Raw genomic sequence first — 26,169 nt, 5'->3', positions numbered from 1 at the left:
GTTATGGAACGCGATGACGATATTGAAAAGATTTCAAAGGAATTAGAGGATATTCTTAAAATGACATCAGATGAAAAAAAAGACAGAACACAGGAAGTCAGGGATGATCAAAATCCTGGCAAACAGGAAACAGAGACTGTTAAAGATTATGGAGAAGAGGATCTGGATTATGAAGCCATGCCTGTGATACGGTTGGATGTTCCGGTAGAAGGAATGGAAGAACTCTATGAAAATGACGATCCGGAAGAAGAATGTGATTTTTATTCTGATGATGAATTTATGATCACAGAGGAAGAAGAGGAGAACACTGATCAGGAGCTGATTTATAAAGAAGTGCCTCCCACTTATAGAAAGAAAGGACATAAAAATGCAAGTCTTGTGAAAAAGACGGATGGTCTTATGGCGGCATTTTTTGTGCCTGTTGTGATAATGATTATTATATTTGCCCAGAGGGGGATCTTCCCTTTTGGGGAAGAAAGTTTTTTAAGAACGGATATGTATCATCAGTATGCACCGTTTTTCTCTGAATTTCAGTATAAATTAAAACATGGCGGAAGTCTTTTATACAGCTGGGATATCGGTATGGGGGTCAATTTTGCGGCTCTGTATTCTTATTATCTGGCTAGTCCCTTAAACTGGCTGATTGTCCTCTGCCCGAAGAAGTATATCATTGAGTTTATGACTTATATGATTGTCTTAAAGATCGGTTTAAGCGGTCTTACTTTTTCCTGGTATCTGCGCAGGCATTTTAAGACAGCGGATTTTGGTATAGCTTTTTTTGGGATCTTTTATGCATTGTCCGGGTATATGGCAGCTTACAGCTGGAATATTATGTGGCTGGATTGTATTTTATTGTTTCCTCTTATTATGCTTGGCCTGGAGAAACTGGTTCAGGAAAAAAAGTGTTTCCTTTATTGTATTACTCTGGGGTTATCAATTTTATCAAATTATTATATATCAATTATGATATGCATTTTTATGGTATTCTACTTTGCAGCTCTGCTGATTATGGAAGGGAGAAGATCATGGAAAGAGATACTGGTCAATGGTGCTCATTTTGCATTATATTCTCTTTTGGCAGGAGGACTGGCTGCGGTTGTGTTGCTGCCTGAGATTTATGCCATGAAGATGACTGCCTCAGGAGATATAAACTTCCCGCAGACTTTCAATTCCTATTTCTCTATTTTTGATATGATTGCAAGACATCTGCCGGCAGTGGAAACGGAGATCGGACTGGATCACTGGCCCAATATTTACTGTGGTGTGGCTGTCCTTATATTTTTCCTTTTGTATCTTTTGTGCAGCAAGATACGGCAGCGGGATAAGGTTGTGATGTGTTCCCTCCTATTGTTTTTTTACGCCAGCTTTTCCATTAATGTACTGAATTTTATCTGGCATGGATTTCATTATCCCAACAGCCTTCCCTGCAGGCAATCCTTTATTTATATTTTTCTTATGCTGACAGCCGGATATCATGCATATATTTATCTCCACGATATTCCGTGGAAACATGTTGTTACCGCTTTCTTTGCCTCTGTGATTTTTGTGCTCATGGCTCAGAAGCTTGTGACAGATGATGCCTTCCATTTTTCAGTCTTTTATGTTGCTATTATTTTTCTGGCAGTTTATGCGGGCTTAATCGGTCTTTACCAGAAAGGAACCAGCCGGAATCTGCTTGTTTTAATGGCTCTTGGTGTAGTATCTCTGGAGGCTGCAGTTAATACTACGGTTACCAGTGTGACAACCACCAGCCGAACAAGCTATGTAAAAGATAACAGGGCGTCCATAGACTTAACGGAAAGTCTGATGCCCAATCCGTCCTTTTACCGGGTGGAAAAGGTATCCAGAAAGACCAAAAATGACGGCGCATGGATGAATTTTCCATCAGTATCCCTGTTCTCATCCACGGCCAATGCGGACTTGTCTAAATTTTTCAAAAAGCTTGGCTGCGAAAGTTCTACCAATGCCTACAGTATAACGGGAAGCACCCCTCTTGTGGATGCTCTTTTTGGTGTAAAATACGCGCTGTTTTCAGAAGAAGACGAAGAGAATGATATCTCTTCCCTTGTTTCTGTTCAGGATGAGATGCAGCTTAAGGAGAATACGTATGCTCTTTCCCTGGGCTTCATGGTACCTTATGATCTGGAAAATAACTGGCAGCTGGAGCTGACGAATCCAGCAGAAGTCCAGAATGATTTATCGGTGGTATTAGGTGCAAGTCCTGTGCTTTCAGAAGTCCCCAGTGAAGTGAAAGGGAAAAGCTTTACATTTACGCCTGATACAGACGGTGATTACTACGTTTTCGTCAGCAACAAAAAAGTGGAGAAGGTCACTGCTATTCTGGGAGAGAGTACAGAAAACTTTGATAATGTAAGCCGGGGATATTTACTGGAACTGGGATATTTAAAATCAGGAGAAGAGGTAACACTTCGAAATGATGATAATGAGCAGGACTTAATCGCCAGTGCTTACCGTTTCCTTCCAAAAGGACTGGAATCTGTTTATCAGGTATTGAATAAAAATTCGCTGAAGCTTACCAAATGGACGGATACGCAGGTGAAAGGAACGGTTAATGCTGATAAAGCGGGACTTTTGTATCTTAGCATACCCTTTGATAAAGGCTGGTCAGTCAAGATTGATGGCAAAGATGCAGAGCCATATAAAATATTTGATACTTTTTTAAGCGTTCATATGACGGCAGGAAATCATGAGATTTCTCTGGAATATATGCCTCAGGGCTTAAAAGCCGGCGGAGCCATAACCGGCGCAAGCATATTCATACTGCTGGTGTTTGCGGGTCTGTCAGCAGGAAAAAACAAAAAACGCAAACCCATGCGTTCTCATACAATTAACTAGGAAAGAGGAGAATCAATTATGAAATTATGGGGCGGTCGCTTCACAAAGGAAACCAATCAGCTGGTTCACAATTTTAATGCATCCCTGTCTTTTGACCAGAAGTTTTACCATCAGGATATTGAGGGAAGCATTGCTCATGTCACAATGCTTGCAAAGCAGGGAATTTTAAGCGAAGAGGACCAGGATAAAATTATCGGAGGCCTGAAAGGAATCTGTGCTGATTTAGAAAGCGGAGTTCTTCAAATTACTGCTGAGCATGAAGATATTCATTCCTTTGTGGAAGCTGTTTTAACAGAACGAATCGGAGAAGCGGGAAAACGTCTCCATACAGGAAGAAGCAGAAATGACCAGGTCGCTCTGGATATGAAGCTGTATACCAGGGATGAGATTGATGAACTGTCAGCACTGGTAAAAGGTCTTTTAAAAGAGCTGCTGGCTTTAATGGAGAAAAATCTGGATACCTATATGCCAGGATTCACCCATTTGCAAAAAGCTCAGCCAATTACCCTGGCCCATCATGCAGGTGCTTATTTTGAGATGTTTGACAGAGACTATTCCCGCCTTCTGGATATCAGAAAGCGTATGAACTACTGTCCTCTGGGTTCTGGCGCACTGGCAGGGACAACCTATCCGCTGGACCGGGATTATACAGCAAAGCTGCTTGGATTTGACGGACCCACCTTAAACAGTATGGATTCAGTAGCTGACAGAGATTATTTAATTGAACTTTTAAGTGCATTATCAACCATCTCCATGCATTTAAGCAGATTCTGCGAGGAGATTATTATCTGGAATACCAATGAGTACCGTTTTGTGGAAATTGATGATTCCTATAGTACCGGAAGCAGTATTATGCCTCAGAAAAAGAATCCGGATATAGCGGAACTGATCAGAGGGAAGACAGGACGGGTATACGGCGCTCTTATTTCTATTTTAACCACCATGAAGGGGCTTCCCCTTGCTTATAATAAAGATATGCAGGAGGATAAGGAGCTTACATTTGATGCCATTGATACAGTGAAAGGATGTCTAGCCTTGTTTACCGGCATGATTTCTTCCATGTCCTTCCGAAAAGATGTTATGGAGACCAGTGCGAAAAACGGTTTTACCAATGCGACCGATGCAGCTGATTATCTGGTAAATCATGGAGTTCCATTTCGGGATGCTCATGGAATAGTGGGACAGCTGGTACTTTTCTGCATTGAAAAAGGAATTGCGTTAGATGATATGACTCTGGAAGAATACAAGGCAATCAGCCCTGTTTTTGAGGAGGATATATACGACGCGATCAGCTTAAAGACCTGTGTGGAAAAGAGGATGACCATCGGAGCGCCCGGCCAGGAGGCGATGAAAAAGGTAATAGAAATCTATAAAAGAAAAATAGAAGAGTAGAATTAATAAAAATAAAAGGATCCGTATATGATGAGGCAGCCCCGATTCGTATGTACGGATCCTTTTTTTGAAGGATGTGTCAAACAAAACCATAAAAAATTAAAAACAATGTTCATGTTTTCTATAAAAGTCAGGATGCTAATAGAGGAAGATGTTAAAATAATACTAGGATTCGCAATTATTTACCGTAGTTTTATTAAATTTTGTGTGTTAGAATTAGTTCGCTGGGGAAACATAAGTAAGTAAAGGTTTCTATCAGGCAATGAAATTTATAAGGAGGGGTTATATCATGAAAAAAAGAGGACTGAGTGCGTTAATGATTGCTGCAGTTGCAGCATTGTCACTGACAGCATGCGGCGGTGCAGCTAAGAATGATACCGCTGCGGAAGGAACCACTGCAGCAGCAACGACTGCAGCAGCAGGCGAGACAACTAAGGGAGGAGAAACAAAAGAAGCTTCTTCTACAGATCCACAGGTAACACTTGTTTACGCAGAAGTAAATCCATTAGATACTATTGTAGGTAAAACCGATCAGGCATTTAAGGAAAAAGTAGAAGAACTGTCCGGTGGATCTATTAAAATTGATTTACAGGCGAGCGGTGTTTTAGGCGCAGAAAATGATGTTCTTGATAACATGCTTGGCGGAGGCGGAACTATTGATATGTCACGTATCTCTGCATTTGCTCTTACCAGCTATGGTGCAAATAAGTCCAAGCTGTTATCTATCCCATACACATTTGCAGGCCGTGATCATTACTGGAAATTTGTAAAGAGCGATCTGGCTCCTGAGTTCTTAATGGAACCGCATGACATCGGACTTGGAGTGAGAGGTTTATTCTATGGTGAGGAAGGTTTCCGCCATTTCTTCTCTAAAAAACCGATTAACAGCATTGAAGATATGAAAGGATTAAAAGTCCGTGTATCCAGTGACCCTGTAATGACAGGCATGGTAAGTGCATTAGGCGCAAATCCGACAGTTGTAAGTATGAACGAGCTTTATTCCGCTCTTCAGACCGGTGTGGTTGATGTTGCTGAACAGCCCATTGCCAACTACAAAGGCAATGCATTCCAGGAGGTTGCAGGAAACTTAATTCTTGACGGACATACTCTGGGTGCCATTCAGGTTATTATTTCAGATGCTTCCTGGGATAAATTAACCGAGAATCAGCAGAAAGCTATGACAGAAGCTGCTAAGTATGCTTCTGACTTTAATCAGAAACTTTCCCAGGATGCAGAAAATGAAGTTCTGGATAGTCTGAAGGCTGATGGTGTTAATGTCGTTGAAGTAAAGGATATGACACCATGGCAGGAGGCCTGCAAGGACGTTATTGCTGAAAACACAAAGGATAATGCAGAATTATATCAGAAGATTCTTGATATGAAATAATCAGCGTTAACAGTTGGGGCACAGAAAATTAAGCTTTCTGTGCCCCAGTTATTAGAAAGGGGTTCTATATGCCAGAAATTTTCAAAACAATTGATAAAATAAAACCGGCTTATGATATCGCGTATAAGATTGTTTTGTTTGTATGTAAGATACTTTTGATCGGGGATGTTCTGATAACCACAATGGCTGTGGCCGGAAGATATACCCCATTTATTCCGGATCCGGCATGGAGTGAAGAAGTGGTTTTAACCTTTATGAGTTATATGGCGGTATTGTCCGCTGCTCTTGCCATTCGGAAAGGGTCTCATATCCGTATGACTGCACTGGACAGATATCTGCCAAAGAAACTGATCATAGTTCTTGATATTCTGGCAGATATCTCCATTCTTGTTCTTGCAGTGATCATGCTGACGGTAGGCTGGAAGTATGCACATGGGATCGGATCAAAGGGATTTTATACCAGCATGCCAACGCTTTCCAGATTTTGGATGTATTTCCCTGTTCCCTTAGCAGGTGGTGCAATGATTATATTTGAACTGGAAGCTATGTACAATGATGTGAAAAAACTGTTTGTAAAGGAGGAAAATCTCTAATGAGCGCTAATATTGCAATCCTGGTCTTACTGGGAAGTTTCTTTCTGATGGTTTTCCTGCGGTTTCCAATCGCTTATGCCGTAGCCTTATCTGCTGTATTGTGTCTGCTTGCACAGGGCAGTTCCCTTGCGGTTATCTGTCAGCAGATGGTAAAAGGAATCAGCTCCTTCAGCCTGATGGCGGTACCGTTCTTTATCACCATGGGTGTTCTCATGGGATCAGGCGGTATTTCTGAAAAACTGATTGATCTTGCCAATGCCTGTGTGGGCTGGATGCGGGGCGGTATGGCTATGGTAAATATCGTTGCATCTTACTTCTTTGGAGGAATCTCCGGTTCTGCAGCTGCTGATACCGCATCTCTTGGATCAATTCTTATTCCTATGATGGTGGATCAGGGATATGATGATGATTTTTCAACTGCAGTTACAATTACTTCATCCTGTGAGGGACTTCTTGTACCACCAAGCCATAATATGGTAATTTATGCGACAACAGCTGGAGGCATATCGGTAGGAAGCTTATTCCTTGCCGGTTACGTTCCCGGAGCAATTCTCGCACTTTCCCTTATGATTGGTTCCTATATAATTTCTGTGAAAAGAAATTATCCCAAGGGTGAAAGATTCAGTATTAAAAATCTGGTGAAGCAGTTGGGAATCTCTTTCTGGGCACTGGCAGCCGTATTGATTGTTGTGTTTGGTGTCGTTGGCGGTGCATTTACTGCAACAGAGTCAGCAGCCGTTGCTGTTATATACAGCCTTCTTGTCAGCGTCTTTATTTACAGGGGACTGAACTGGAAAGGTGTCTGGAGAGTGATGGAGGATTGTGTGAATACACTTGCAATTGTTCTGATCCTCATCGCAACTTCCAATGTGTTCGGCTATTGTCTGACCACTCTCCATGTCCCGGATATGGCAGCTCATGCAATTACAGGAGTTACCTCCAATCCGATTATTCTGGCCCTGCTGCTGAATCTGATTCTTCTGGTGCTTGGCTGTATCATGGATATGTCACCAATTATTTTAATTGCAACCCCTATTTTACTGCCGATTGCAACATCCATTGGTATTGATCCGATTCAGTTTGGAATTATTATGATACTGAACTGTGGAATCGGACTTTTAACTCCGCCGGTTGGGGCCGTTCTGTTTATCGGATCTGCAGTAGCCAAGATCCCGATGGAAAAGGTAGTTAAAGCCGCTTTCCCATTCTATGTGTGTATGGTTGTTACCCTGTTATTAATTACATTTGTACCGGCAACCAGTCTTTGGTTACCGTCCTTATTTGCAAAATGATGAGCACTCTTGAAATCAGGCATTGTATTTTTCAATGCCTGATTCCTGTTATAGGAGGAAAGCAATATGAAATATGAGTACACTTACCGGAACACTGCAACTGATATCTGGCAGCTGTCCATGTACTATATCTACGGCTCAATGGTAGGTGTGTGCAACGTGATTTTCACCGCAGCAGTTATATCGCTTACCTTTGTCAAATGGGAATCTGCCGGGCTGTTGTTCAGAGTCTGCCTGATTTTTGCGTGCTGCCTTTTTCCAGTTATTCAGCCTCTGGCAGTGTACACAAAAGCCAGAAAGCAGGCAGCAGCCGGTCAGGAAACATGGATCCGGTTTGATGAATCAGGTATTCATGTAAGACAGGGTGAGGGAAAACAGGAAATAAGCTGGAACCAAATCAAACGTATTGCCAGAAAGCCCTCCATGATTCTTGTGTTTTTAAATTCAACTCATGGATTCGTTCTGCCAAATCGCATATTAAAGGAAGAAACAGATGATTTTTATAGATTTCTTACTTTAAAGATTAAGAAATGAAACATCTCAGAGCCTGGGACCGAAGATCTGGCTGCATAAACGGCAGCCTGTTGGGGTGGCAGCCAGGCCGCCTTCGGCTGTTTCCTTTAACGATGAGGACATCTGATTTCCCACCTGCTTCATGGCAAGAATTACCTCATCTGCAGGAATGATGCTATTTATCCCTGCCAGTGCAAGCTCGGAAGCAGTGAAGGCATTGGCAACCCCCATAGCGTTTCGCTTGATGCAGGGAACTTCCACCAGTCCGGCTACCGGATCACAGACGAGACCCATGGTATTTTTAAGGGCAATTGCACAACTGTCGGATACCATCTGGGGTGTACCGTCAAAAATCTCAGTCAGTGCGGCAGCAGCCATGGCGGAAGCGGAGCCGACTTCAGCCTGACAGCCGCCCTCAGCTCCGGCAATGCTTGCAAGATTTGCTATTACCATGCCGATGGCAGAGGCGGTAAACAAGGACATGATAATTGTATGGCTGGGGAGATTATATTCCTCCATAACAGAAATCAGGGCTGCTGGGATTACTCCGCAGGATCCGGCAGTGGGTGCTGCAACAATTTTCCCCATGCAGGAGTTGTATTCAGTTACTGCCAGTGCCATGCTTATGGCATTGCCCAGAAGATGACCGTAATGATTTTTTCCTTCGTCTACAGCCTTTTTTAATTTTGCAGCTGCGCCGCCGGATAAACCGCTGGGGGAACGAAGGGTCTCATCCAGTCCGCTGATCACAGACTGCCGCATCACATCAAAGCTGCTTTCCATCGTTGCATAGACTTGTTCCATAGATGTTTCCATATCAAAGGCCTGCTGCTCCAGGATAATTTCAGAAATTTTTTTGTTGTAAGTGGAAGCTGCATGAACCAGTTCTTCTACAGAATGATAGTTTAGTTTCATTATCTCTCCTACCTGCTGATTCTTTCAGCCCAGTTTTAAAAGAATTGTATTATAAACATAGGAAAGCTCCCGGATTTGTGAAACCAGAGAAGGGTCGATATCAGAATCTGTTTCAATAATCATGATTGCAATTCCACCTTTTTCTTGTCGGTTTAACCGGAAACTGCAGATATTGGCATACCCTGCAGCAACCAGGTTTGTGACATTGGCAATAATACCGGGAACGTCCTGATGCATCACAATTAATGTGGTTTTCTGACCCGTAAAATATACTTCCATATCATTAATTCTGGTAATCTCAATATTGCCGCCTCCAATGGAAGAACCCTGAACAGAAAGAATTTTCCCGTCTGCTCCGGTCAGAGTTACCAGTGCTGTATTGGGATGGGCATTTTCAATGATACCCGTATGAATGTCTATAACTATCCCCAGTTTGCCGGCGGTTTCCAGGCTGGTTCTGATCCCGGGGTCCCAGGGATCATACTTTAAAATTCCCCCAACAATAGCTTTGTCGCTGCCGTGGCCTTTAAAGGTCTTTGCAAAAGAACCGTGAAACAGAATATCCGCTTTTACTACCGGCTCTCCAAGAAGAAGCGCAGCAGTCTTACCGATCCGCGCAGCGCCTGCTGTATGGGAGCTGGAGGGGCCGATCATTACGGGCCCCAAGATATCAAATACATTCATGTTAATTCTCCAATTCGTTTTGTCTTAACTGCATCAGAGTGGTTTAAATTCCGGATTTCTTTTCTTGAATTCTGTATAATAGGTAAATCCACAGTGCCTTAACAGCTCCGTTCCAGTCTGAAAATCACCGCCTAGGTCTTCCGGTATGTGAGCATCCGATCCAATTGTAATAATCTCACCCCCCAGTTGCCGGTAACGTTTTAAGATATCTCCGGAGGGGTTAGGCTGTCCGAGACCTTTTCGAAAGCCTGCGGTATTTAATTCGATACCTTTACCCATTTCAATGACAGTTTTTAATATCTGATCAATGATTTCCTGGTAGGCCTGATAGCTGTAAAAAGCAGCTTTATTCGGTCCGTAACGGACAATATAGTCCATGTGTCCGGCAGTATCATAGGCATCCGGAATTCTTACATTATCCAGTGTCGCCTCAAAATACTGAAGATATGCTTCTTCCTCCCGCTTTCCTTCAAAAAATTCCGGATAGGCGGCATCCTTTCGGTTGATAAAGTGGGTGGATCCAATCACATAATCAAAATCATAACGATTAAGCAGTTCTTTGTAATAACGGGATAAATGAGGCTGCAGTCCAAGCTCGATACCGATACGTAAATCAATACGGTTTTTATATTCTTCCCTCAATTGGGACATAGTATGAAAATATAAGTCCAGATCTAAGGTAAAGTCAATGGGTGAGTCCACATCATAATCATGATGGTCCGTTACACATAAGGATTTCATTCCAAGTAATAAAGCCTGCTCAATCTGGCTTCTTATAGGAGTATTGGAGTCACCTGAAAAATCTGAATGAAAGTGATAATCTGGCAGCATTGGGTTCTCCTTTCCAAAAATTAAGTTCATTATAAACAATCAATAAAAGAAATGCAATGATCCCATGCGACGGTTTTACCTAAAATTCATCAAAACTTTACATAAATTATAAAAAGCGTTGAAAAAAGAAATCCTTCTATGTTATTATTTTAAACGGTGCAGGTTTGTATCAGACCATGGATCTGCAGAAAAAAATACATAGCGGTTACAAGGAGGTAACAAATGTCGGTCAATGACATAGCGAGTCTGTTTGGATTTATCGGAGGGCTGGGACTGTTTCTGTATGGTATGAATACCATGGCAGACGGTATGCAAAAAAGCGCAGGCAGCCGAATGAGCCAGTTTCTAGGAATGCTTACAAACAACCGGATTATGGCAGTGCTTCTCGGCGCGCTGATTACAGCCATTATCCAGAGCAGCGGAGCTACAACTGTTATGGTTGTCGGTTTCGTAAGTGCAGGAGTTTTAAATCTGACTCAGGCTGTGGGCGTAATTATGGGTGCGAACATAGGAACCACCATTACAGCGTGGATCGTTTCCATGAATCAGCTGGGAGATGCATTTTCTATATTTCAGCCCTCCTTCTCAGCCCCGCTTCTCGTCGGTATCGGAGCGGTTCTTCTTCTGTTTGCGAAGAAACAGAAGACCAGAACCATTGGTGAGATACTGGTGGGACTTGGCATGCTGTTTATCGGACTTGATTTTATGTCAGGTGCAATTTCACCTTATACAGATGCTCCTATTTTCTCAGAGGCATTTCGTGTTCTCGGAAATAATCCGTTTCTCGGAATGATGATCGGAGCACTGGTGACAGCTCTTTTACAGAGTTCATCCGCTTCTGTTGGTATCTTACAGACGCTTGCCATGAATGGAGTGGTTACAACCAATGCAGCTATTTTTATCACTCTCGGACAGAATATCGGATCCTGCGTTACTGCATTGATCTCCTGCATCGGCAGTTCCAGAACGGCAAAACGGGCGGCAGTAATTCATCTTTCGTTTAATATCATTGGCTCAACATTATTTGGTATAATCTCCTTTTTTATTTTTATAGCATTGCCACAGATAGCAGGTCATAACATTACTGCAGTACAGATTTCTATTTTCCACACTATATTTAATTTAACCAATACCCTGATTCTGTTTCCATTTGCCAATCAGCTGGTGAAGTTATCCGGTATTGTGGTGCCGGCTGAGAAAGAGGATTTGGAGGAAGACAGGGATCAGGAAAGTGAAACTATGAAGCATCTGGATGAAAGAATTTTTGAAACACCTGCATTTGCTGTGGAAACAGCAGCTATGGAAGTGGTTCATATGGGGCAGATTGCTATGGAAAATGTATTACTTGCCACTGATGCGGTTCTCACAAAAAATGTAAATAAAGCAAAGGAGGTGTATAAAACAGAGAAGACGATTAATAATATGGAAAAGATGCTGACGGAATATCTGGTCAAAATCAACAATCTGTCTTTGACAGAGGAACAGAAAATAATAGTCAACAACCTGTTTTACAGTATTAATGATATTGAGCGTGTCGGTGACCATGCAGAAAACCTGGCAGAACAGGCCCAGTATATGTCGGAGCATGAAGTGACATTTTCCGAGACAGGAATATCGGATCTTAAGGTAATCTGCCAGGCGGCTTCCCAGTCGTTTTCCCATTCCATAGATGCCAGGAGAAGAGGTGATATGGATGAAGTCCGTAAGGTGATCCAGTACGAAGATGAAGTCGATGCACTGGAGGAAGAATTAAGGGAAAAACATATTGAACGTCTCTCCACAGGGGAGTGCAACAGCTCCGCAGGAGTCGTATTTCTGGACCTGATCAGCAACCTGGAACGCATTTCAGATCATGCTTATAATCTTGCCGGATATGTCAAGAACGAAATGTAAGATTAATGTGATGAAATGATAAAAATAAAAAAAGGACTTGCTATTTACTGGAATATTAGGTAAAATAAACGGTAGTTGATTAATATTTAACGATCACTTTTTTAATTTTATTCTTAGGAGGAATTGAATTATGGCAGTAAAAGTTGCGATTAACGGTTTCGGACGTATTGGCCGTCTTGCTTTCAGACAGATGTTTGGCGCAGAGGGTTATGAAGTAGTAGCTATTAACGATTTAACAGATCCAAAGATGTTAGCACATTTATTAAAATATGATACAGCTCAGGGCGGATATGCTGGTTATTATGGTGAGAATGCTCATACAGTAGAGGCTTCTGAGGATTCTATTACAGTTGATGGAAAAACCATCAAAATTTACGCAGAGAAAGATGCTGCAAATCTTCCTTGGGGTGAGATCGGCGTAGACGTAGTACTTGAGTGTACTGGTTTCTATTGCTCCAAAGAAAAATCTCAGGCTCATATCAATGCAGGCGCTAAGAAAGTAGTTATCTCTGCTCCAGCCGGCAATGATCTGCCAACTGTAGTATTCAGCGTAAACGAGAACGTATTAACAGCAGATGACAAGATCATCTCCGCTGCTTCCTGTACAACAAACTGTCTTGCTCCTATGGCAAAGACATTAAATGACTATGCTCCGATTCAGTCTGGTATCATGAGCACCATTCATGCTTACACAGGCGATCAGATGATCCTTGACGGACCACACAGAAAAGGTGATTTAAGAAGAGCAAGAGCTGGTGCAGCAAACATCGTACCAAACTCTACCGGAGCTGCTAAGGCAATCGGTCTTGTTATTCCTGAATTAAACGGCAAATTAATCGGTTCCGCTCAGCGTGTTCCGGTTCCTACAGGTTCTACCACCATCTTAGTAGCAGTTGTTAAGGGTTCTGATGTAACTGCAGAAGGAATCAATGCAGCTATGAAGGCAGCATCAAGCAAGTCTTTCGGTTACAACACAGATCCGATCGTTTCTTCTGATGTAATCGGAATGAGATTTGGTTCTTTATTCGATGCAACTCAGACTATGGTTTCCAAGATCGGTGATGATTTATATCAGGTACAGGTTGTTTCCTGGTATGACAACGAGAATTCCTATACAAGCCAGATGGTTCGTACAATTAAGTACTTTGCTGAATTAGGCTAAAAGATCCACGAAGGGTCCGGTCGGAAAGGACCGGGCCTTTTGTATTTTTGAAAGTTAAAATAACAGAGTCTGAAAGGAGCATAAAAAGATGCTTAATAAGAAAACAGTTGATGATTTAACCGGATTAAAGGGTAAGAAGGTACTGGTAAGATGTGATTTTAACGTGCCGTTAAAGGATGGTGTTATTCAGAACTATAACCGTATCGATGGTGCAATCCCTACTATTAAGAAGCTTCTTGACCAGGGTGCGAAAGTTATTTTATGTTCTCATCTGGGTAAACCAAAGGGTGAGCCGCTTCCTGAGATGTCTCTGGAGCCAGTTGCTCCTGCATTAAGTGAGCGTCTTGGCGTAGAGGTGAAATTTGTTAATGATCCAAAGGTAACTGGTCCTGAGACCTTAAAGGTTGCTGCTGAGTTAAAGGAAGGAGAAGTTCTTCTTCTTCAGAATACCCGCTATAGAGTAGAAGAGACCAAATACGGCAAAGATGAGAATGCAGAAGAATATGCAAAAGAACTGGCTTCTCTGAGTGATGGAATCTTTGTTAACGATGCATTTGGTACTGCTCACAGAGCACATTGCTCCAACGTGGGAGTAACCAAATATACATCTGAGAATGTAGTCGGATACTTGATGGAAAAAGAAATTAAGTTCCTGGGACAGGCAGTTGAGACTCCGGTACGTCCTTTTGTGGCTATCCTGGGCGGTGCAAAGGTTTCCGATAAGATCAATGTAATCAACAACCTTCTTGACAAGGTTGATACTTTAATTATCGGCGGCGGAATGGCTTATACCTTTGAAAAGGCTCAGGGTAAGGAAATCGGAAATTCTTTATGTGAAGAAGATAAGGTTGATTACGCATTGGAGATGATCAAAAAAGCAGAGCAGAAAGGTGTGAAACTGCTTCTTCCTGTCGATAATGTGGAAGGAAAGGAATTCTCCAACGATACAGAGCGTAAAGTGGTAGAATCCATTGATGCAGGCTGGTCAGGATTTGATATCGGACCGAAGACCATTGAACTGTTTAAGGAAGCTTTAAAAGGCGCTAAGACTGTTGTATGGAACGGACCGATGGGTGTATTTGAATTTTCCAATTTCGCAGAGGGTACTTTGGAAGTATGCCGTGCAGTTGCAGAACTGAGTGATGCTACTACTGTTATTGGCGGCGGTGATTCTGTAAATGCGGTGAAGAGACTGGGATTTGCAGATAAGATGACTCATATCTCTACCGGAGGCGGAGCATCCTTAGAATTCCTGGAGGGAAAAGAACTCCCAGGTGTTGCAGCAGCAGATAACAAATAGCGGAAGGTAAGGTTATTTTATGTCCAGAAAAAAAATTATTGCAGGCAACTGGAAAATGAACATGACTCCCACCGAAGCGGTGGAGCTTGTCAATACATTGAAGCCACTGGTGGTGAATGATGAGGTAGATGTTGTATTTTGCGTGCCGGCGATTGATATCATTCCTGCCATGGAGGCAGCAAAAGGTTCCAACATTAACATCGGCGCTGAAAACATGTATTATGAAGATAAGGGCGCTTATACCGGAGAGATTTCACCGGCTATGTTAAAAGATGCAGGTGTAAAGTACGTGGTGATCGGACACTCAGAAAGAAGAGAGTATTTTGCAGAGACAGATGAAACTGTGAACAAAAAGGCTCTCAAGGCATTTGAGTACGGCATCACTCCGATTATCTGCTGCGGCGAATCTCTTACCCAGAGAGAACAGGGGATCACCATTGACTGGATCCGTCAGCAGATAAAGATTGCATTCTTAAATATTCCGGCTAAGGACGCTGCTGAGGCAGTGATCGCATATGAGCCTATCTGGGCGATCGGTACAGGAAAGGTTGCAACGACTGAGCAGGCCCAGGAAGTATGCCAGTCTATCCGTTCCTGCATCGCTGAAATCTATGATGAGGCAACTGCAGAAGCGATCCGTATTCAGTATGGCGGTTCTGTATCTGCCGGCAGTGCACCGGAGCTGTTTGCACAGCCGGATATTGACGGCGGTCTTGTAGGAGGCGCTTCCTTAAAACCGGATTTCGGCAATATTGTTAATTATAAGAAATAACACAGCTGCTGCTTCCTGTCTGCCTTCAGGCAGGAAGCAGCTTTTTGCGGCAGAATTAACATTAGGAAAAGGAGAACTAGTTATGAGCAAAAAACCGGTTGTATTAATGATACTTGATGGTTACGGGTTAAATGACAACTGTGACCATAATGCTGTCTGCGAGGCCAAAACTCCAGTGATGGATCAGCTGATGAGCCAGTGCCCGTTCGTAAAAGGCAATGCCAGCGGTCTGGCAGTTGGTCTTCCGGACGGACAGATGGGAAATTCAGAGGTTGGACATTTAAATATGGGTGCAGGACGCATCGTATACCAGGAACTGACCAGAATTACGAAGTCCATCTCAGATGGTGACTTTTTTAATGTACCTGAATTTTTAAAGGCAGTGGAGAATTGCAAAAAGAATAATTCAGCCCTTCATATGTGGGGTCTGGTATCAGACGGCGGAGTTCACAGCCACATCAGCCATATCTATGGACTTTTGGAACTGGCTAAGAAAAACGGTCTTGAGAAAGTGTATGTTCATTGCTTCCTGGATGGCCGTGATACACCACCGGCTTCAGGCAAGAGCTTCGTAGAAGCGCTGGAAGCGAAAATGAAAGAAATTGGAGTAGGCAAAGTCGCATCTGTTTCCGGCCGCTACTATGCAATGGACAGAGATAACCGCTGGGATCGTGTGAAACGGGCTTTTGATGCATTGACAAAGGGCGAAGGAAACCATGCTGAGTCAGCCGCTGCTGGAATCCAGGCTTCCTATGATGCAGGCAAGAATGATGAATTTGTGGAACCTTTTGTAGTGACAGAGAATGGAGCACCAGTTGCATTAGTTAAAGATGGTGATTCCGTTATCTTCTTCAACTTCCGTCCTGACCGTGCAAGGGAACTAACAAGAGCGTTCTGCGATGATGAATTTAGCGGTTTTGAGAGAGAGAAACGTCTCAATCTGACCTATGTATGCTTCACTGATTATGATGATACAATTAAAAATAAGCTGGTTGCGTTTAAAAAGGAATCCATTGTTAATACATTTGGAGAGTTCCTTGCCGACCACAGCATGACTCAGGCCAGAATTGCTGAAACAGAGAAATATGCCCATGTAACCTTTTTCTTTAATGGCGGTGTGGAAGAACCTAATAAGGGAGAAGACCGCATTTTGGTTCCTTCACCCAAGGTTGCAACCTATGATTTACAGCCTGAGATGAGTGCACCAGTTGTCTGCGACAAGCTGGCAGAGGCTATAACCTCCAGCAAATACGACGTAATTATTGTTAATTTTGCTAATCCTGACATGGTAGGACATACCGGTATTGAAGATGCGGCAATTAAAGCCATCGAAACGGTTGATGCATGCGTGGGAAGAACCGTGGATGCAGTAAAGGAGATTAACGGTGTTCTCTTTATCTGTGCAGATCATGGTAATGCAGAACAGCTTCTGGATTATGAGACGGGAGAACCGTTTACAGCCCATACAACCAATCCGGTACCTTTCATTCTTGTTAATGCGGATCCGGCCCTCAAGTTAAGAGAGGGTGGGTGTCTTGCAGATATTGCACCGACTTTAATTGAACTGATGGGTATGGAGCAGCCGAAAGAGATGACAGGCAAATCCTTGCTCGTCCGGTAATGTATGTATAATAAGAGGGCTTCCCGGTTTACGCACCGGGTGGCCTTCTTTTTTTCAAAAGAATGAAAATAACTTTGTCCTTATGCGTTTTGTGCTTCCATTTCTAACAAAAATACGATAGAATATAGAAAGGTATGTTAGGAAGGATTTCAGATGAGTGTAAGAATCAGATTTTCTTTGGAGCCCAAGAAAAGAATATTTTCCGGTTTTGCCTGGAACTGTCAGTCTGCGGAGCTTATGGTGAAGGAGCTGGCAAAGAAAATGGGATATCAGTGTTTTCGCGTTGAAGGAATGCTGCTTGTCCAACTATGTCCGGAAGGATATATCTGGTTTAACTGGAATAAACGTAAGCTTCAGGGAGAGAGCCAGACAAACATTGCGGGGCCTGGGTTTCATGCTGCAGTGGTAGAGTTTTTGGAGTGCGCTGCCCTGGAAAAGAAGCTAAAGCTGAAGGTAGAAGACCGGACCGGTTATTTCTTAAAAAGAGATTTTCTTGCCATGAGACAGAAGTATTTCTATCAATGGTTTTCTGATTTGATGGATCTGGTATCCGGTTGGGATGAAAAAGGGGAATACATGTTTTGCTGGCCTGCCATTTACTACATTCCATCCAGACAGGAAGGAAAGCTGATTACTCATATCCGTTCTTTTTCCTTAAAAGAGATATCCGGGATGGTTCATTCTGGAATGAGCGTTGCATTTGCAAAGGATTTTTTTATATGGAATGAGCCGGTAAAGGACGCGAGATATTACAGGAACAGTGCACTGGTACTGTTAAACCAGTCCTGCTATTTTATGCCCTCCCAGCGGAGCACCCAGGATTTTTATGTAAATCAAAGAATTATAGAGCTTCTTGAAAAGGCGTATATTCTGGATCCGGATATTCCGTTTCCGCAAAAAACCTATCTTAATATCTGCAATCTTGATGATCACACCCCCATGGAGATGGATCCAGTGAATCTAATGGATATTGACGATTCCATTGGCTGCAGAAAGCATCTGGTTTATAGAAAAATTGGCAATATGAGTTTTGCAATTCCGGGAAATTTTTTGTATGACGAGGAAGACAGCAGCGCAATTGATCATTATTATGACGGAAGGGACTACGGCGGTCATGATTACTATATCTATGCCGCAGTTTTTGCTGGACGTCAGGCGGAATTTAAACCCCAGTGGTTTGAACAGGGGAAGGCGGAGAAGATACTGGATTTTGAACTGAATAAAGCGAGGGTCAGGGTTGCGTTTTATGAACCGGAGGTGAAGCCGGGAGAAACCAGATATGGAGTATCTGCCCAGGTACTTTATAAAGACCAGCGTATGAATATAAATATTGTTAGCAGAAAACCGGGGGAGAGAGACTGGGCTTTGGAACTGATTAAAAATATTCGTATTACAGAGTAGAGGAATGTATGAATCAAAAAGAGATGAAAACAAGCGTATTACTGAAGCGCTTTGTGCCTTATTATAAAAAATATACAAATATTATGTTAATGGATTTATTCTGTGCATCCCTGACCACCATTTGTGAGATGGTTTTGCCCCTGATCCTGCGCTACATTACTAATCAGGGGCTTAGGGATTTATCGGCACTGACTATTCGTACCATTGTCAGTATCGGGGCACTCTATTTCGGACTGAGGATTATAGATGGTATGGCCAGCTTTTACATGGCATATACAGGACATGTGATGGGCGCTGCCATAGAGACGGATATGAGAGAAGATGCGTTCGGGCATCTGCAGAAGCTCTCAGATAATTATTTTAATAACACCAAGATCGGGCAGATTATGTCACGGATTACCAGCGATTTATTTGACGTGACTGAATTTGCCCATCACTGTCCGGAAGAATTTTTTATTGCATTTTTAAAAACCGTAGTTTCGTTTATAATTCTGTCTGGGATCAACTTATGGCTGACTCTGATTATTTTCCTGCTGATTCCGGTTATGGCAATATCCTGTACTTATTTTAACATACAAGTAAGAAAAGCATTCAAACACCAGAGAAATCACATTGGTGAACTGAATGCCAGGATTGAGGACAGCCTGCTGGGTAACAGGGTGGTAAGAGCGTTTGCAAATGAAAGGATTGAGATAGAAAAATTCAATCGTGATAACCAGAAATTTTTAGAGATCAAAAGAAAAACTTATAAATATATGGCTGCTTTCCAGAATACCATCCGGATGTTTGATGGCCTGATGTATGTGGTAGTGATCGTTGCAGGCGGTATTTTTATGATTAAGGGTTTTATTGAGCCGGGTGATCTTGTGGCTTATACTCTTTATGTCAGCACGCTGCTGGCTACCATACGAAGAATCATTGAATTTGCGGAGCAGTTTCAGAGGGGGATAACAGGAATTGACCGTTTCATGGAGCTGATGGATGCCAATATAGACATATTTGATGAAGAAGGTGCAAAACCTCTTGCGGATACGAAAGGGGAGATCTCCTTTGAAAATGTCTCTTTTGAATATCCTGACGATCGCAATCCTGTCCTGTCTCATATCAATTTAACAATCAGGCCGGGAGAAAAAGTAGCTTTGGTAGGACCTTCCGGTGGAGGAAAGACAACTCTTTGCAGTCTTGTTCCCCGGTTTTATGATCCCACAGAGGGAAGAATTTCCATTGATGGCCAGGATATCCGTGAAGTTACCCTTAAGAGTTTAAGAAGCACGGTAGGTGTGGTGCAGCAGGACGTTTATTTATTCTCAGGAACTGTATTTGAAAACATCGAATACGGCCGTCCGGGCGCTTCTATGGACGATGTGACAGCAGCAGCTAAAATGGCAGGAGCCCATGAATTTATTGCCGGATTAAAGGACGGATATAATACATATGTAGGAGAGCGGGGGGTAAAGCTTTCCGGAGGACAGAAGCAGCGGATCAGCATTGCAAGAGTTTTCCTGAAGAATCCGCCGGTTCTGATTCTGGATGAGGCTACATCCGCACTTGATAATGAGAGCGAACAGCTGGTTTCCCAGTCATTAGAGCGGCTTTCCCAGGGAAGGACAACTGTGACAATTGCACATCGTCTGACGACGATACAGAATGCTGACCGGATTTTGGTTTTGTCAGATAACCGGATTTTGGAAGAAGGAAGCCACGAAGAACTGCTTTTAAATAAGGGCATGTATTACCAGCTTTATACATCTGTGAGCGAAGCAGAGAAGAATACTGAATTGGAGAAATAGAGGAGAGCCGGAATGAAAGTAGCGATTGTTACAGACAGCAACAGTGGAATTACCCAGAAACAGGGGAAGGAAGCTGGAATTTATGTCATTCCCATGCCATTTATGATGGATGGAGCGATGTATTATGAGGATATCAGCTTAAGCCAGCAGGAGTTTTATGAAAAGCTGAAAAGCGGTGCAGATATATCCACTTCTCAGCCGTCTCCCGGTGAATTAATGGATTTATGGACTGAACTGTTAAAAGATTATGATGCCATTGTGCACATCCCCATGTCCAGTGGATTAAGCAGCTCATGCCAGACAGCAACCGTGCTGGCAGAGGAATTTGATGGAAAGGTATTGGTAGTTAACAACCAGAGGATCTCAGTGACTCAAAGACAGTCTGTTTTAGATGCTAAAGATATGGCAGACCGAGGGATATGTCCGGAGAAGATTAAGGAGAAGCTGGAGGAGACAAAGATGGACTCCACTATTTATATCACACTGGATACTCTGGAATATCTTAAAAGAGGCGGCAGAATCACGCCAGCTGCAGCATTGCTGGGAAGCTTCCTTCGAATCAAACCAGTACTTACCATACAGGGAGAAAAGCTTGATGCCTTCGCGAAAGCAAGAACTATGAAGCAGGCAAAGTCCATGATGGTGGCTGCTGTAAGAAAAGATATGGAAGAGCGCTTTCAAGACCCGGAAGGGGTCAATTCCCATATGTCAGTCGTTCATTCAGACAGTGTGGAGGCTGCTTTGGAATTTAGACAGGAATTACAGGAGCTGTTTCCAAAAACAGGGGAAATCTATGTGGATCACCTTTCCCTCAGCGTATCCTGCCACATCGGCCCTGGTGCTCTGGCAGTTACATGTACAAAAAAAACAGAGCTATGATAAGCAGCAGATTAGAGAGGCATGACCATGTTTGAGGAGAAACGATTCAAACGAAAACCAACCATAAGCCTGCAGGTTACCCTGATTCTTGTTTTTATCCTGATTGGAAGCATGACTGTTTCCATAGGGAGTGCAGTTCTGTTAGGCGCATTCCGGCAGAACCTGATTGATTCCAGGATGAAGGAAATACAGAACCAGTGCTGGATTTTAAGCAATAAGATGACCAGGATTGGATTCTTAACAATGGACCCCAGAGATCCTCTTCTGGATAATGAGATGTCTGTAAAAGCGGATATGTTTAATGGAAGAATTGTAATTATTAACAAGAGCTTCCGCATTATCAGCGATACCTTTTCCCTTTCTGCAGGAAAAACCAACGTGTCGGAAGAGGTGATCCGCTGTTTCAACGGTGAAATCAGCAGCTATTATAATCAGGAAAAAAAATATTTCTCTCTGACAATTCCTATCTATTCCAACAGTCAGGATAAGGAGATCGATGGTGTCATGATTGTGACGGCATCCTCGGAAGATCTTTTGAACCGGATAGTGGCAGTATCGGATAAAGGCTCATTTTTGCAGCTATTGATAGTTTCCATACTTGCAATTGTGGCAGTGTTAATTGTAAAGCTTCTTATGAAGCCTTTTCGTGAGCTTCAGCGGCTGCTGAACCGTGCTGCGGAGGGGAATCTGGAAGAGGATATCAGCTCCAGGATTTATAAGGAAACCAGACAGATTTCCGATTCCATCAACACCACTTTAAAGAAGCTGAAAGCGGTAGACAAGTCAAGGGAAGAGTTCGTTTCCAATGTATCTCATGAACTAAAAACTCCCATTACATCCATTCGGGTTCTTGCCGATTCGCTGATGAGCATGGAGGATGCTCCGGTGGAATTATATCGGGAGTTTTTAAGTGATATATCCGAAGAGATAGAAAGAGAGAACAAAATTATTGATGATCTGCTTGCTCTGGTGCGTATGGATAAGACCGCAGGGGCCAACTTAAACATAGCACAGGTCAAAATTAACGGTCTGCTGGAACTGATTTTAAAGCGTCTGCGCCCGATTGCAGGAAAGCGCAACATCGAACTGACTTTTGAGAGTATGCGGGAAGTGACAGCGGATGTGGATGAGATGAAGCTTTCCCTTGCGCTTAGCAATCTTGTGGAAAATGCTATTAAATACAATGTGGAAGGTGGATGGGTCCGGGTGACTCTGGATGCAGACCATAAATTCTTCTACATAAAGGTGGCAGATTCGGGAATCGGTATCTCGGAAGAATTCCAGGAACGTGTATTTGACCGCTTTTACCGGGTGGACAAAGCCAGATCCAGAGAAACCGGCGGCACTGGGCTTGGGCTGTCTATAACGAAAAAGATAGTCCTGATGCATCAGGGTGCCATTAAGCTTCAGAGCAAAGAGGGAGAGGGTACTACTTTTACCGTACGTATTCCCCTCACATACATTTCTTAGGAACAGGGGGAACTAGATGAAGCGATTAACTGGTATGGTAATCTTCCTGCTGACTATGATATGCTTATCCGGCTGTGCAGGAAGGGCGCCTGAAGAACAAACAGAGAACGGAAAGCCTTATCAGATCTACTATTTGAATTCGGCTATGACCAAAATGGAGCCTCAGCCATATACTATGCCTGAGAAGCCTTCAGATGATCCGGGAACGGAGACGGACTGGAAGATTAAAAATCTTATGATGCAGCTTCGCAATGTACCAAAGGAGCTGGACCGGCAGGCAGCAGTACCGGACAAGGTGGGATTTGAGAAGTATAAGCTGGAGGATACAGTTTTATACCTGTATTTTGATAATAATTACGCCATGATGAACAGCACCAGGGAGATTCTGTGCAGAGCGGCTCTTGTCAGAACCTTAACGCAGATTGACGGTATCGCATACGTGACGATCTATACAGCAGAGCAGCCACTTTTGGATAATGCAGGAAATCCCATCGGGCCCATGCAGAGTACGGATTTTGTCGATAATATCAGTAATGTTAATTCTTTTGAAAAAACGGAACTGTCTTTATATTTTTCGGATGAAAATGGGGAAAAGCTGGTACGCGAGACACGAGAAGTGGTTCATAACATCAATACTTCTCTGGAAAAGCTGGTTATTGAACAGCTGATAGCAGGTCCCAGCAGACCGGGATTAAACCCGACACTGCCAAAGGACACCAAACTGTTAAATGTATCTGTGAATGAAAATGTTTGTTATATCAATTTTGACTCTTCATTCTTAAATAATGCTCTCGATGTGAAGGAATACATTCCCATCTATTCCATCGTGAATTCTCTTGCTGCGGTATCATCTGTCAATAAGGTTCAGATCACAGTCAATGGTTCCCAGGAAGTGATGTTTCGGGACTCCATTTCCTTGAACCAGCTGTTTGAGCGGAATCTGGATTATAATGAAGAGAATGAGGAATCTGCAGAAGAAACAGAAAATACACAAGAAACAGGAGGAACAAATCAATAAAGCGTCCATTATGTCTGATCGCAGGGGGATTTGTACTTGGAGAGACTGCCGTACTGCTGGCACTGACATCTTGGCTTTATCTTCCGGCGCTGATTGCCGCCGGGATGATTTTTTATGGTTGCAGAAGAGGCAGAACCCCGCTTTGGGTCTTTCTGCCTCTGATTTTTTTCTATCTGGGAGCGGCTCGTGCAGACGCGGAAAACGAGAAATGGAGAGAGCGGGATAAGACGCTTGATGAAATCTCATCTTGTTACACAGAAGTTCAGGGGAGAATTTCTTCCATTGAGGAAGATGAGGGAGAAACACAGCTTGTTTTAAAGCATAACCGGTTGAGAATATTTCGGTCCGGGAGATGGAAGGAAGTTCCGTATGAAGCTTCCGGGCTGATGGTTTCCCTGAAAAAAGAAAGCGGTCCTTCCTGGAAGCGATTGGCGATTGGGCAGACTGTAGCAGTACGTGGAGAGATACAGCTTTTTTCCCAGGCAAGAAATCCCGGAGAGTTTAACTTTAAAAATTATTATAAATCCCGCGGCCTGGATTTCCGCCTGTCTGCAGAGGAGATTGAGGTTACGGATCCTTCCAGATCACTGCTATTGGAGTGTCTGAGAGGATTAAAGATGCGCAGTAAGGAGATTCTCTATCGGGATGCTTCAAAAGAAGATGCAGGGATTTTCGCGGCTGCGGTACTGGGAGACAAAATGGGGATTTCAGATGAGATTAAGGAGCTGTATCAGAAAAACGGCATTGCACATCTTCTTGCCATCAGTGGTCTTCACATGTCACTCATAGGTCTGTCCTTCTACAAATTGGTGAGAAAGGCAGGAACTGGTTTTTGGGAGGCTGGTCTTTTTAGTACAGTTCTTCTGATTTTATACGGTTTGTTAACCGGTGCCAGCCCTTCTGTTATAAGAGCAGGAATAATGATGTGTGCCGGATTCTATGCTGCCTGTCTTGGCAGAACATACGATTTGCTGTCTGCAGCTTCGCTGGCTCTGTTTCTTCTTGGTCTTCATTCCCCAAATCTGATTATGCAAGGTGGTGTGCAGCTGTCTTTTGGCGCTGTTTTCGCAATTGGAGGAGTGGGTCCTCTTCTTAGCAGCTGGCTGGGAAAGGAAGGTGTGCTTGCCAGGGGTTTTTCTGCCTGCTTTGCTGTCCAGATGATTATTCTGCCTGTAACGGCCTTTCATTTTTATCAGATGCCCCCATACGGACTGGTACTCAACCTTTTGGTGATTCCCCTCATGGGAGGGGTTCTCTGTTCCGGTCTTGGTGTAATTGCTTTTGGCACCTTAAGCCCTGTTTGTGGGACTGCGGCTGCAGGAACCGGTCATTATATACTGTCTCTGTATGAGATCCTTTTAAAAGCGGCAGGTAAAATGCCAGGGAACAATCTGATTTTGGGAAGACCTGGCATAATGGTGCTTGCAGTTTACGCGGTATTTCTTACGGGCAGTATGATTTTCATCGGATTATTAAAAAAGAAAGCAGAAAAATGGTTAATTCCATATTGGGGAAAGCTTCTTTTCTTAATGGGAATTTATCTTCTGTCTATACTGATTTTTCTGCCTCGTCCCGTAAAGGGACTGGAGGCGTGGTTTCTTGATGTGGGGCAGGGAGATGGGATTTTACTGAGGACAGAAGGCGTATGTATACTGGTTGATGGCGGCAGCTCGTCAAAGAAGTCTCTGGGAGAGTACACACTTGCTCCCTGTTTAAAATCTCTTGGTATTTCTGTAATTGATTACGCATTTGTCAGTCATGGGGATCTGGATCATTTAAGCGGAGTAAAATACCTTCTGGAAAATAATGAGGACATACGGATCGGCAATCTGTTTCTGCCTTATCATGGGAGAAAGGATGAGTCGATTCAGTCTCTGGAAGTTCTGGCACGAAAGCGGGGAACCAGTGTGCGGTATATAACAGGAGGAGATTATATGAGAATGGGTGCGCTCTCCATTTCCTGCCTTTATCCCGGCAAAGAGGAAACCCCGGCAGATATCAACGGAGAATCCCAGGTGCTTAAAATGGATTACGTAAATTGCCATATGCTGTTTACCGGAGATATGGGGGAGACAGAGGAACAGAGCCTTCTTGGAAAAAAAGAAGGGAATTACCTGGGGGAAGTAAATGTTCTAAAAATTGCCCATCACGGGTCTAAGTATTCGTCCAGTGAACCATTTCTTGATTCAGTATCTCCCGATTGGGCTGTTATTTCTTATGGACAGGGTAATTCATACGGACACCCTCATAAAGAAGTATTAAACCGCTTGCGCAGGCGGAAAGTAACGGTTTTTCAGACGGGAGAGAGCGGAGCGGTAAGACTGGTAACAGATGGAACCAGGATTGGATTTTCAACTTTCGTTGACGGAAATCGGAAGGCTGGGTATAATAAAAGATAGG

The 26,169-nt window shown here is 43.2% G+C and carries 20 protein-coding genes; 17 read left to right on the top strand and 3 right to left on the bottom strand.

Annotated features, from left to right (window positions below):
• Nucleotides 1-3 precede the first annotated feature (3 nt).
• The 6 genes from RZO55_RS17735 to RZO55_RS17710 all read left to right on the top strand — a co-directional run bounded on the left by RZO55_RS17735 (nt 4) and on the right by RZO55_RS17710 (nt 8,054).
• Nucleotides 4-2,856 (top strand): YfhO family protein, encoded by a 2,853-nt coding sequence (locus RZO55_RS17735; protein ID WP_318065592.1) that lies wholly within the window; start codon nt 4-6, stop codon nt 2,854-2,856.
• 18 nt (nt 2,857-2,874) lie between these two features.
• Nucleotides 2,875-4,248, top strand: a complete 1,374-nt coding sequence (gene argH, locus RZO55_RS17730) for an argininosuccinate lyase (RefSeq protein ID WP_318065591.1) — start codon at nt 2,875-2,877, stop codon at nt 4,246-4,248.
• A gap of 289 nt (nt 4,249-4,537) precedes the next feature.
• Nucleotides 4,538-5,635 carry a TRAP transporter substrate-binding protein gene (locus RZO55_RS17725; RefSeq protein ID WP_318065590.1) on the top strand — a complete coding sequence of 366 codons (1,098 nt, stop codon included), beginning with the start codon at nt 4,538-4,540 and terminating at the stop codon, nt 5,633-5,635.
• A gap of 68 nt (nt 5,636-5,703) precedes the next feature.
• Entirely contained in the window at nt 5,704-6,228 is a 525-nt protein-coding gene (locus RZO55_RS17720) for a TRAP transporter small permease (protein WP_318065589.1), read from the top strand.
• Nucleotides 6,228-7,520, top strand: coding sequence for a TRAP transporter large permease (locus RZO55_RS17715; protein ID WP_318065588.1), 1,293 nt, complete (start codon nt 6,228-6,230; stop codon nt 7,518-7,520). The genes RZO55_RS17720 and RZO55_RS17715 overlap by 1 nt, the downstream gene beginning before the upstream one ends.
• A 66-nt stretch (nt 7,521-7,586) precedes the next feature.
• A complete protein-coding gene (locus tag RZO55_RS17710; protein WP_318065587.1) occupies nt 7,587-8,054 on the top strand; it encodes a YcxB family protein in 468 nt (155 codons plus the stop codon).
• A 6-nt stretch (nt 8,055-8,060) separates the two neighbouring features.
• Here RZO55_RS17710 and sdaAA read toward each other — a convergent pair whose 3' ends face one another.
• Genes sdaAA through RZO55_RS17695 form a run of 3 tightly spaced genes read right to left on the bottom strand, consistent with a single transcriptional unit; the run spans nt 8,061 to nt 10,463 of the window.
• Nucleotides 8,061-8,948: an L-serine ammonia-lyase, iron-sulfur-dependent, subunit alpha gene (sdaAA, locus tag RZO55_RS17705; RefSeq protein WP_318065586.1), complete on the bottom strand. Its 888-nt coding sequence runs from the start codon at nt 8,946-8,948 to the stop codon at nt 8,061-8,063.
• Nucleotides 8,949-8,972: 24 nt separating this feature from the next.
• Nucleotides 8,973-9,632 carry an L-serine ammonia-lyase, iron-sulfur-dependent subunit beta gene (gene sdaAB / locus RZO55_RS17700; RefSeq protein ID WP_318065585.1) on the bottom strand — a complete coding sequence of 220 codons (660 nt, stop codon included), beginning with the start codon at nt 9,630-9,632 and terminating at the stop codon, nt 8,973-8,975.
• Between the two features lie 33 nt (nt 9,633-9,665).
• Entirely contained in the window at nt 9,666-10,463 is a 798-nt protein-coding gene (locus RZO55_RS17695) for a histidinol-phosphatase HisJ family protein (protein ID WP_318065584.1), read from the bottom strand.
• Between the two features lie 222 nt (nt 10,464-10,685).
• On the opposite strand from RZO55_RS17695, the gene RZO55_RS17690 reads away from it, so the two are divergent.
• The 11 genes from RZO55_RS17690 (at nt 10,686) to RZO55_RS17640 (ending at nt 26,168) form a co-directional block, all read left to right on the top strand.
• Nucleotides 10,686-12,356 carry a Na/Pi cotransporter family protein gene (locus tag RZO55_RS17690; protein WP_318065583.1) on the top strand — a complete coding sequence of 557 codons (1,671 nt, stop codon included), beginning with the start codon at nt 10,686-10,688 and terminating at the stop codon, nt 12,354-12,356.
• A 130-nt stretch (nt 12,357-12,486) separates the two neighbouring features.
• Nucleotides 12,487-13,518: a type I glyceraldehyde-3-phosphate dehydrogenase gene (gene gap, locus RZO55_RS17685; protein ID WP_318065582.1), complete on the top strand. Its 1,032-nt coding sequence runs from the start codon at nt 12,487-12,489 to the stop codon at nt 13,516-13,518.
• Between the two features lie 88 nt (nt 13,519-13,606).
• Nucleotides 13,607-14,818, top strand: coding sequence for a phosphoglycerate kinase (locus RZO55_RS17680; RefSeq protein ID WP_318065581.1), 1,212 nt, complete (start codon nt 13,607-13,609; stop codon nt 14,816-14,818).
• A gap of 19 nt (nt 14,819-14,837) precedes the next feature.
• Nucleotides 14,838-15,590, top strand: coding sequence for a triose-phosphate isomerase (gene tpiA, locus RZO55_RS17675; RefSeq protein ID WP_318065580.1), 753 nt, complete (start codon nt 14,838-14,840; stop codon nt 15,588-15,590).
• A gap of 82 nt (nt 15,591-15,672) precedes the next feature.
• Complete coding sequence (gpmI, locus tag RZO55_RS17670) at nt 15,673-17,211, top strand: 2,3-bisphosphoglycerate-independent phosphoglycerate mutase (RefSeq protein ID WP_318065579.1); 1,539 nt, start codon at nt 15,673-15,675, stop codon at nt 17,209-17,211.
• A 153-nt stretch (nt 17,212-17,364) separates the two neighbouring features.
• On the top strand, nt 17,365-18,612 hold the full coding sequence (locus tag RZO55_RS17665; RefSeq protein ID WP_318065578.1) for a hypothetical protein: 1,248 nt from the start codon (nt 17,365-17,367) through the stop codon (nt 18,610-18,612).
• Nucleotides 18,613-18,620: 8 nt separating this feature from the next.
• Nucleotides 18,621-20,402: an ABC transporter ATP-binding protein gene (locus RZO55_RS17660; RefSeq protein WP_318065577.1), complete on the top strand. Its 1,782-nt coding sequence runs from the start codon at nt 18,621-18,623 to the stop codon at nt 20,400-20,402.
• Nucleotides 20,403-20,414: 12 nt separating this feature from the next.
• The gene (locus RZO55_RS17655; protein ID WP_318065576.1) at nt 20,415-21,281 is read left to right on the top strand and encodes a DegV family protein; all 867 of its coding nucleotides are present in this window, start codon (nt 20,415-20,417) and stop codon (nt 21,279-21,281) included.
• Between the two features lie 27 nt (nt 21,282-21,308).
• Nucleotides 21,309-22,751, top strand: a complete 1,443-nt coding sequence (locus tag RZO55_RS17650) for a sensor histidine kinase (protein ID WP_318065575.1) — start codon at nt 21,309-21,311, stop codon at nt 22,749-22,751.
• 16 nt (nt 22,752-22,767) lie between these two features.
• Nucleotides 22,768-23,769, top strand: a complete 1,002-nt coding sequence (locus RZO55_RS17645) for a GerMN domain-containing protein (protein ID WP_318065574.1) — start codon at nt 22,768-22,770, stop codon at nt 23,767-23,769.
• On the top strand, nt 23,718-26,168 hold the full coding sequence (locus RZO55_RS17640; RefSeq protein ID WP_336624326.1) for a DNA internalization-related competence protein ComEC/Rec2: 2,451 nt from the start codon (nt 23,718-23,720) through the stop codon (nt 26,166-26,168). Before RZO55_RS17645 ends, RZO55_RS17640 begins: the two co-directional genes overlap by 52 nt.
• The last annotated feature ends 1 nt before the right edge of the window (nt 26,169 follow it).

The sequence above is a fragment of the Clostridium boliviensis genome, from assembly GCF_033342255.1.
GTDB lineage: Bacteria > Bacillota > Clostridia > Lachnospirales > Lachnospiraceae > Lacrimispora > Lacrimispora boliviensis.
This window is presented reverse-complemented; position numbering and strand designations above follow the sequence as displayed.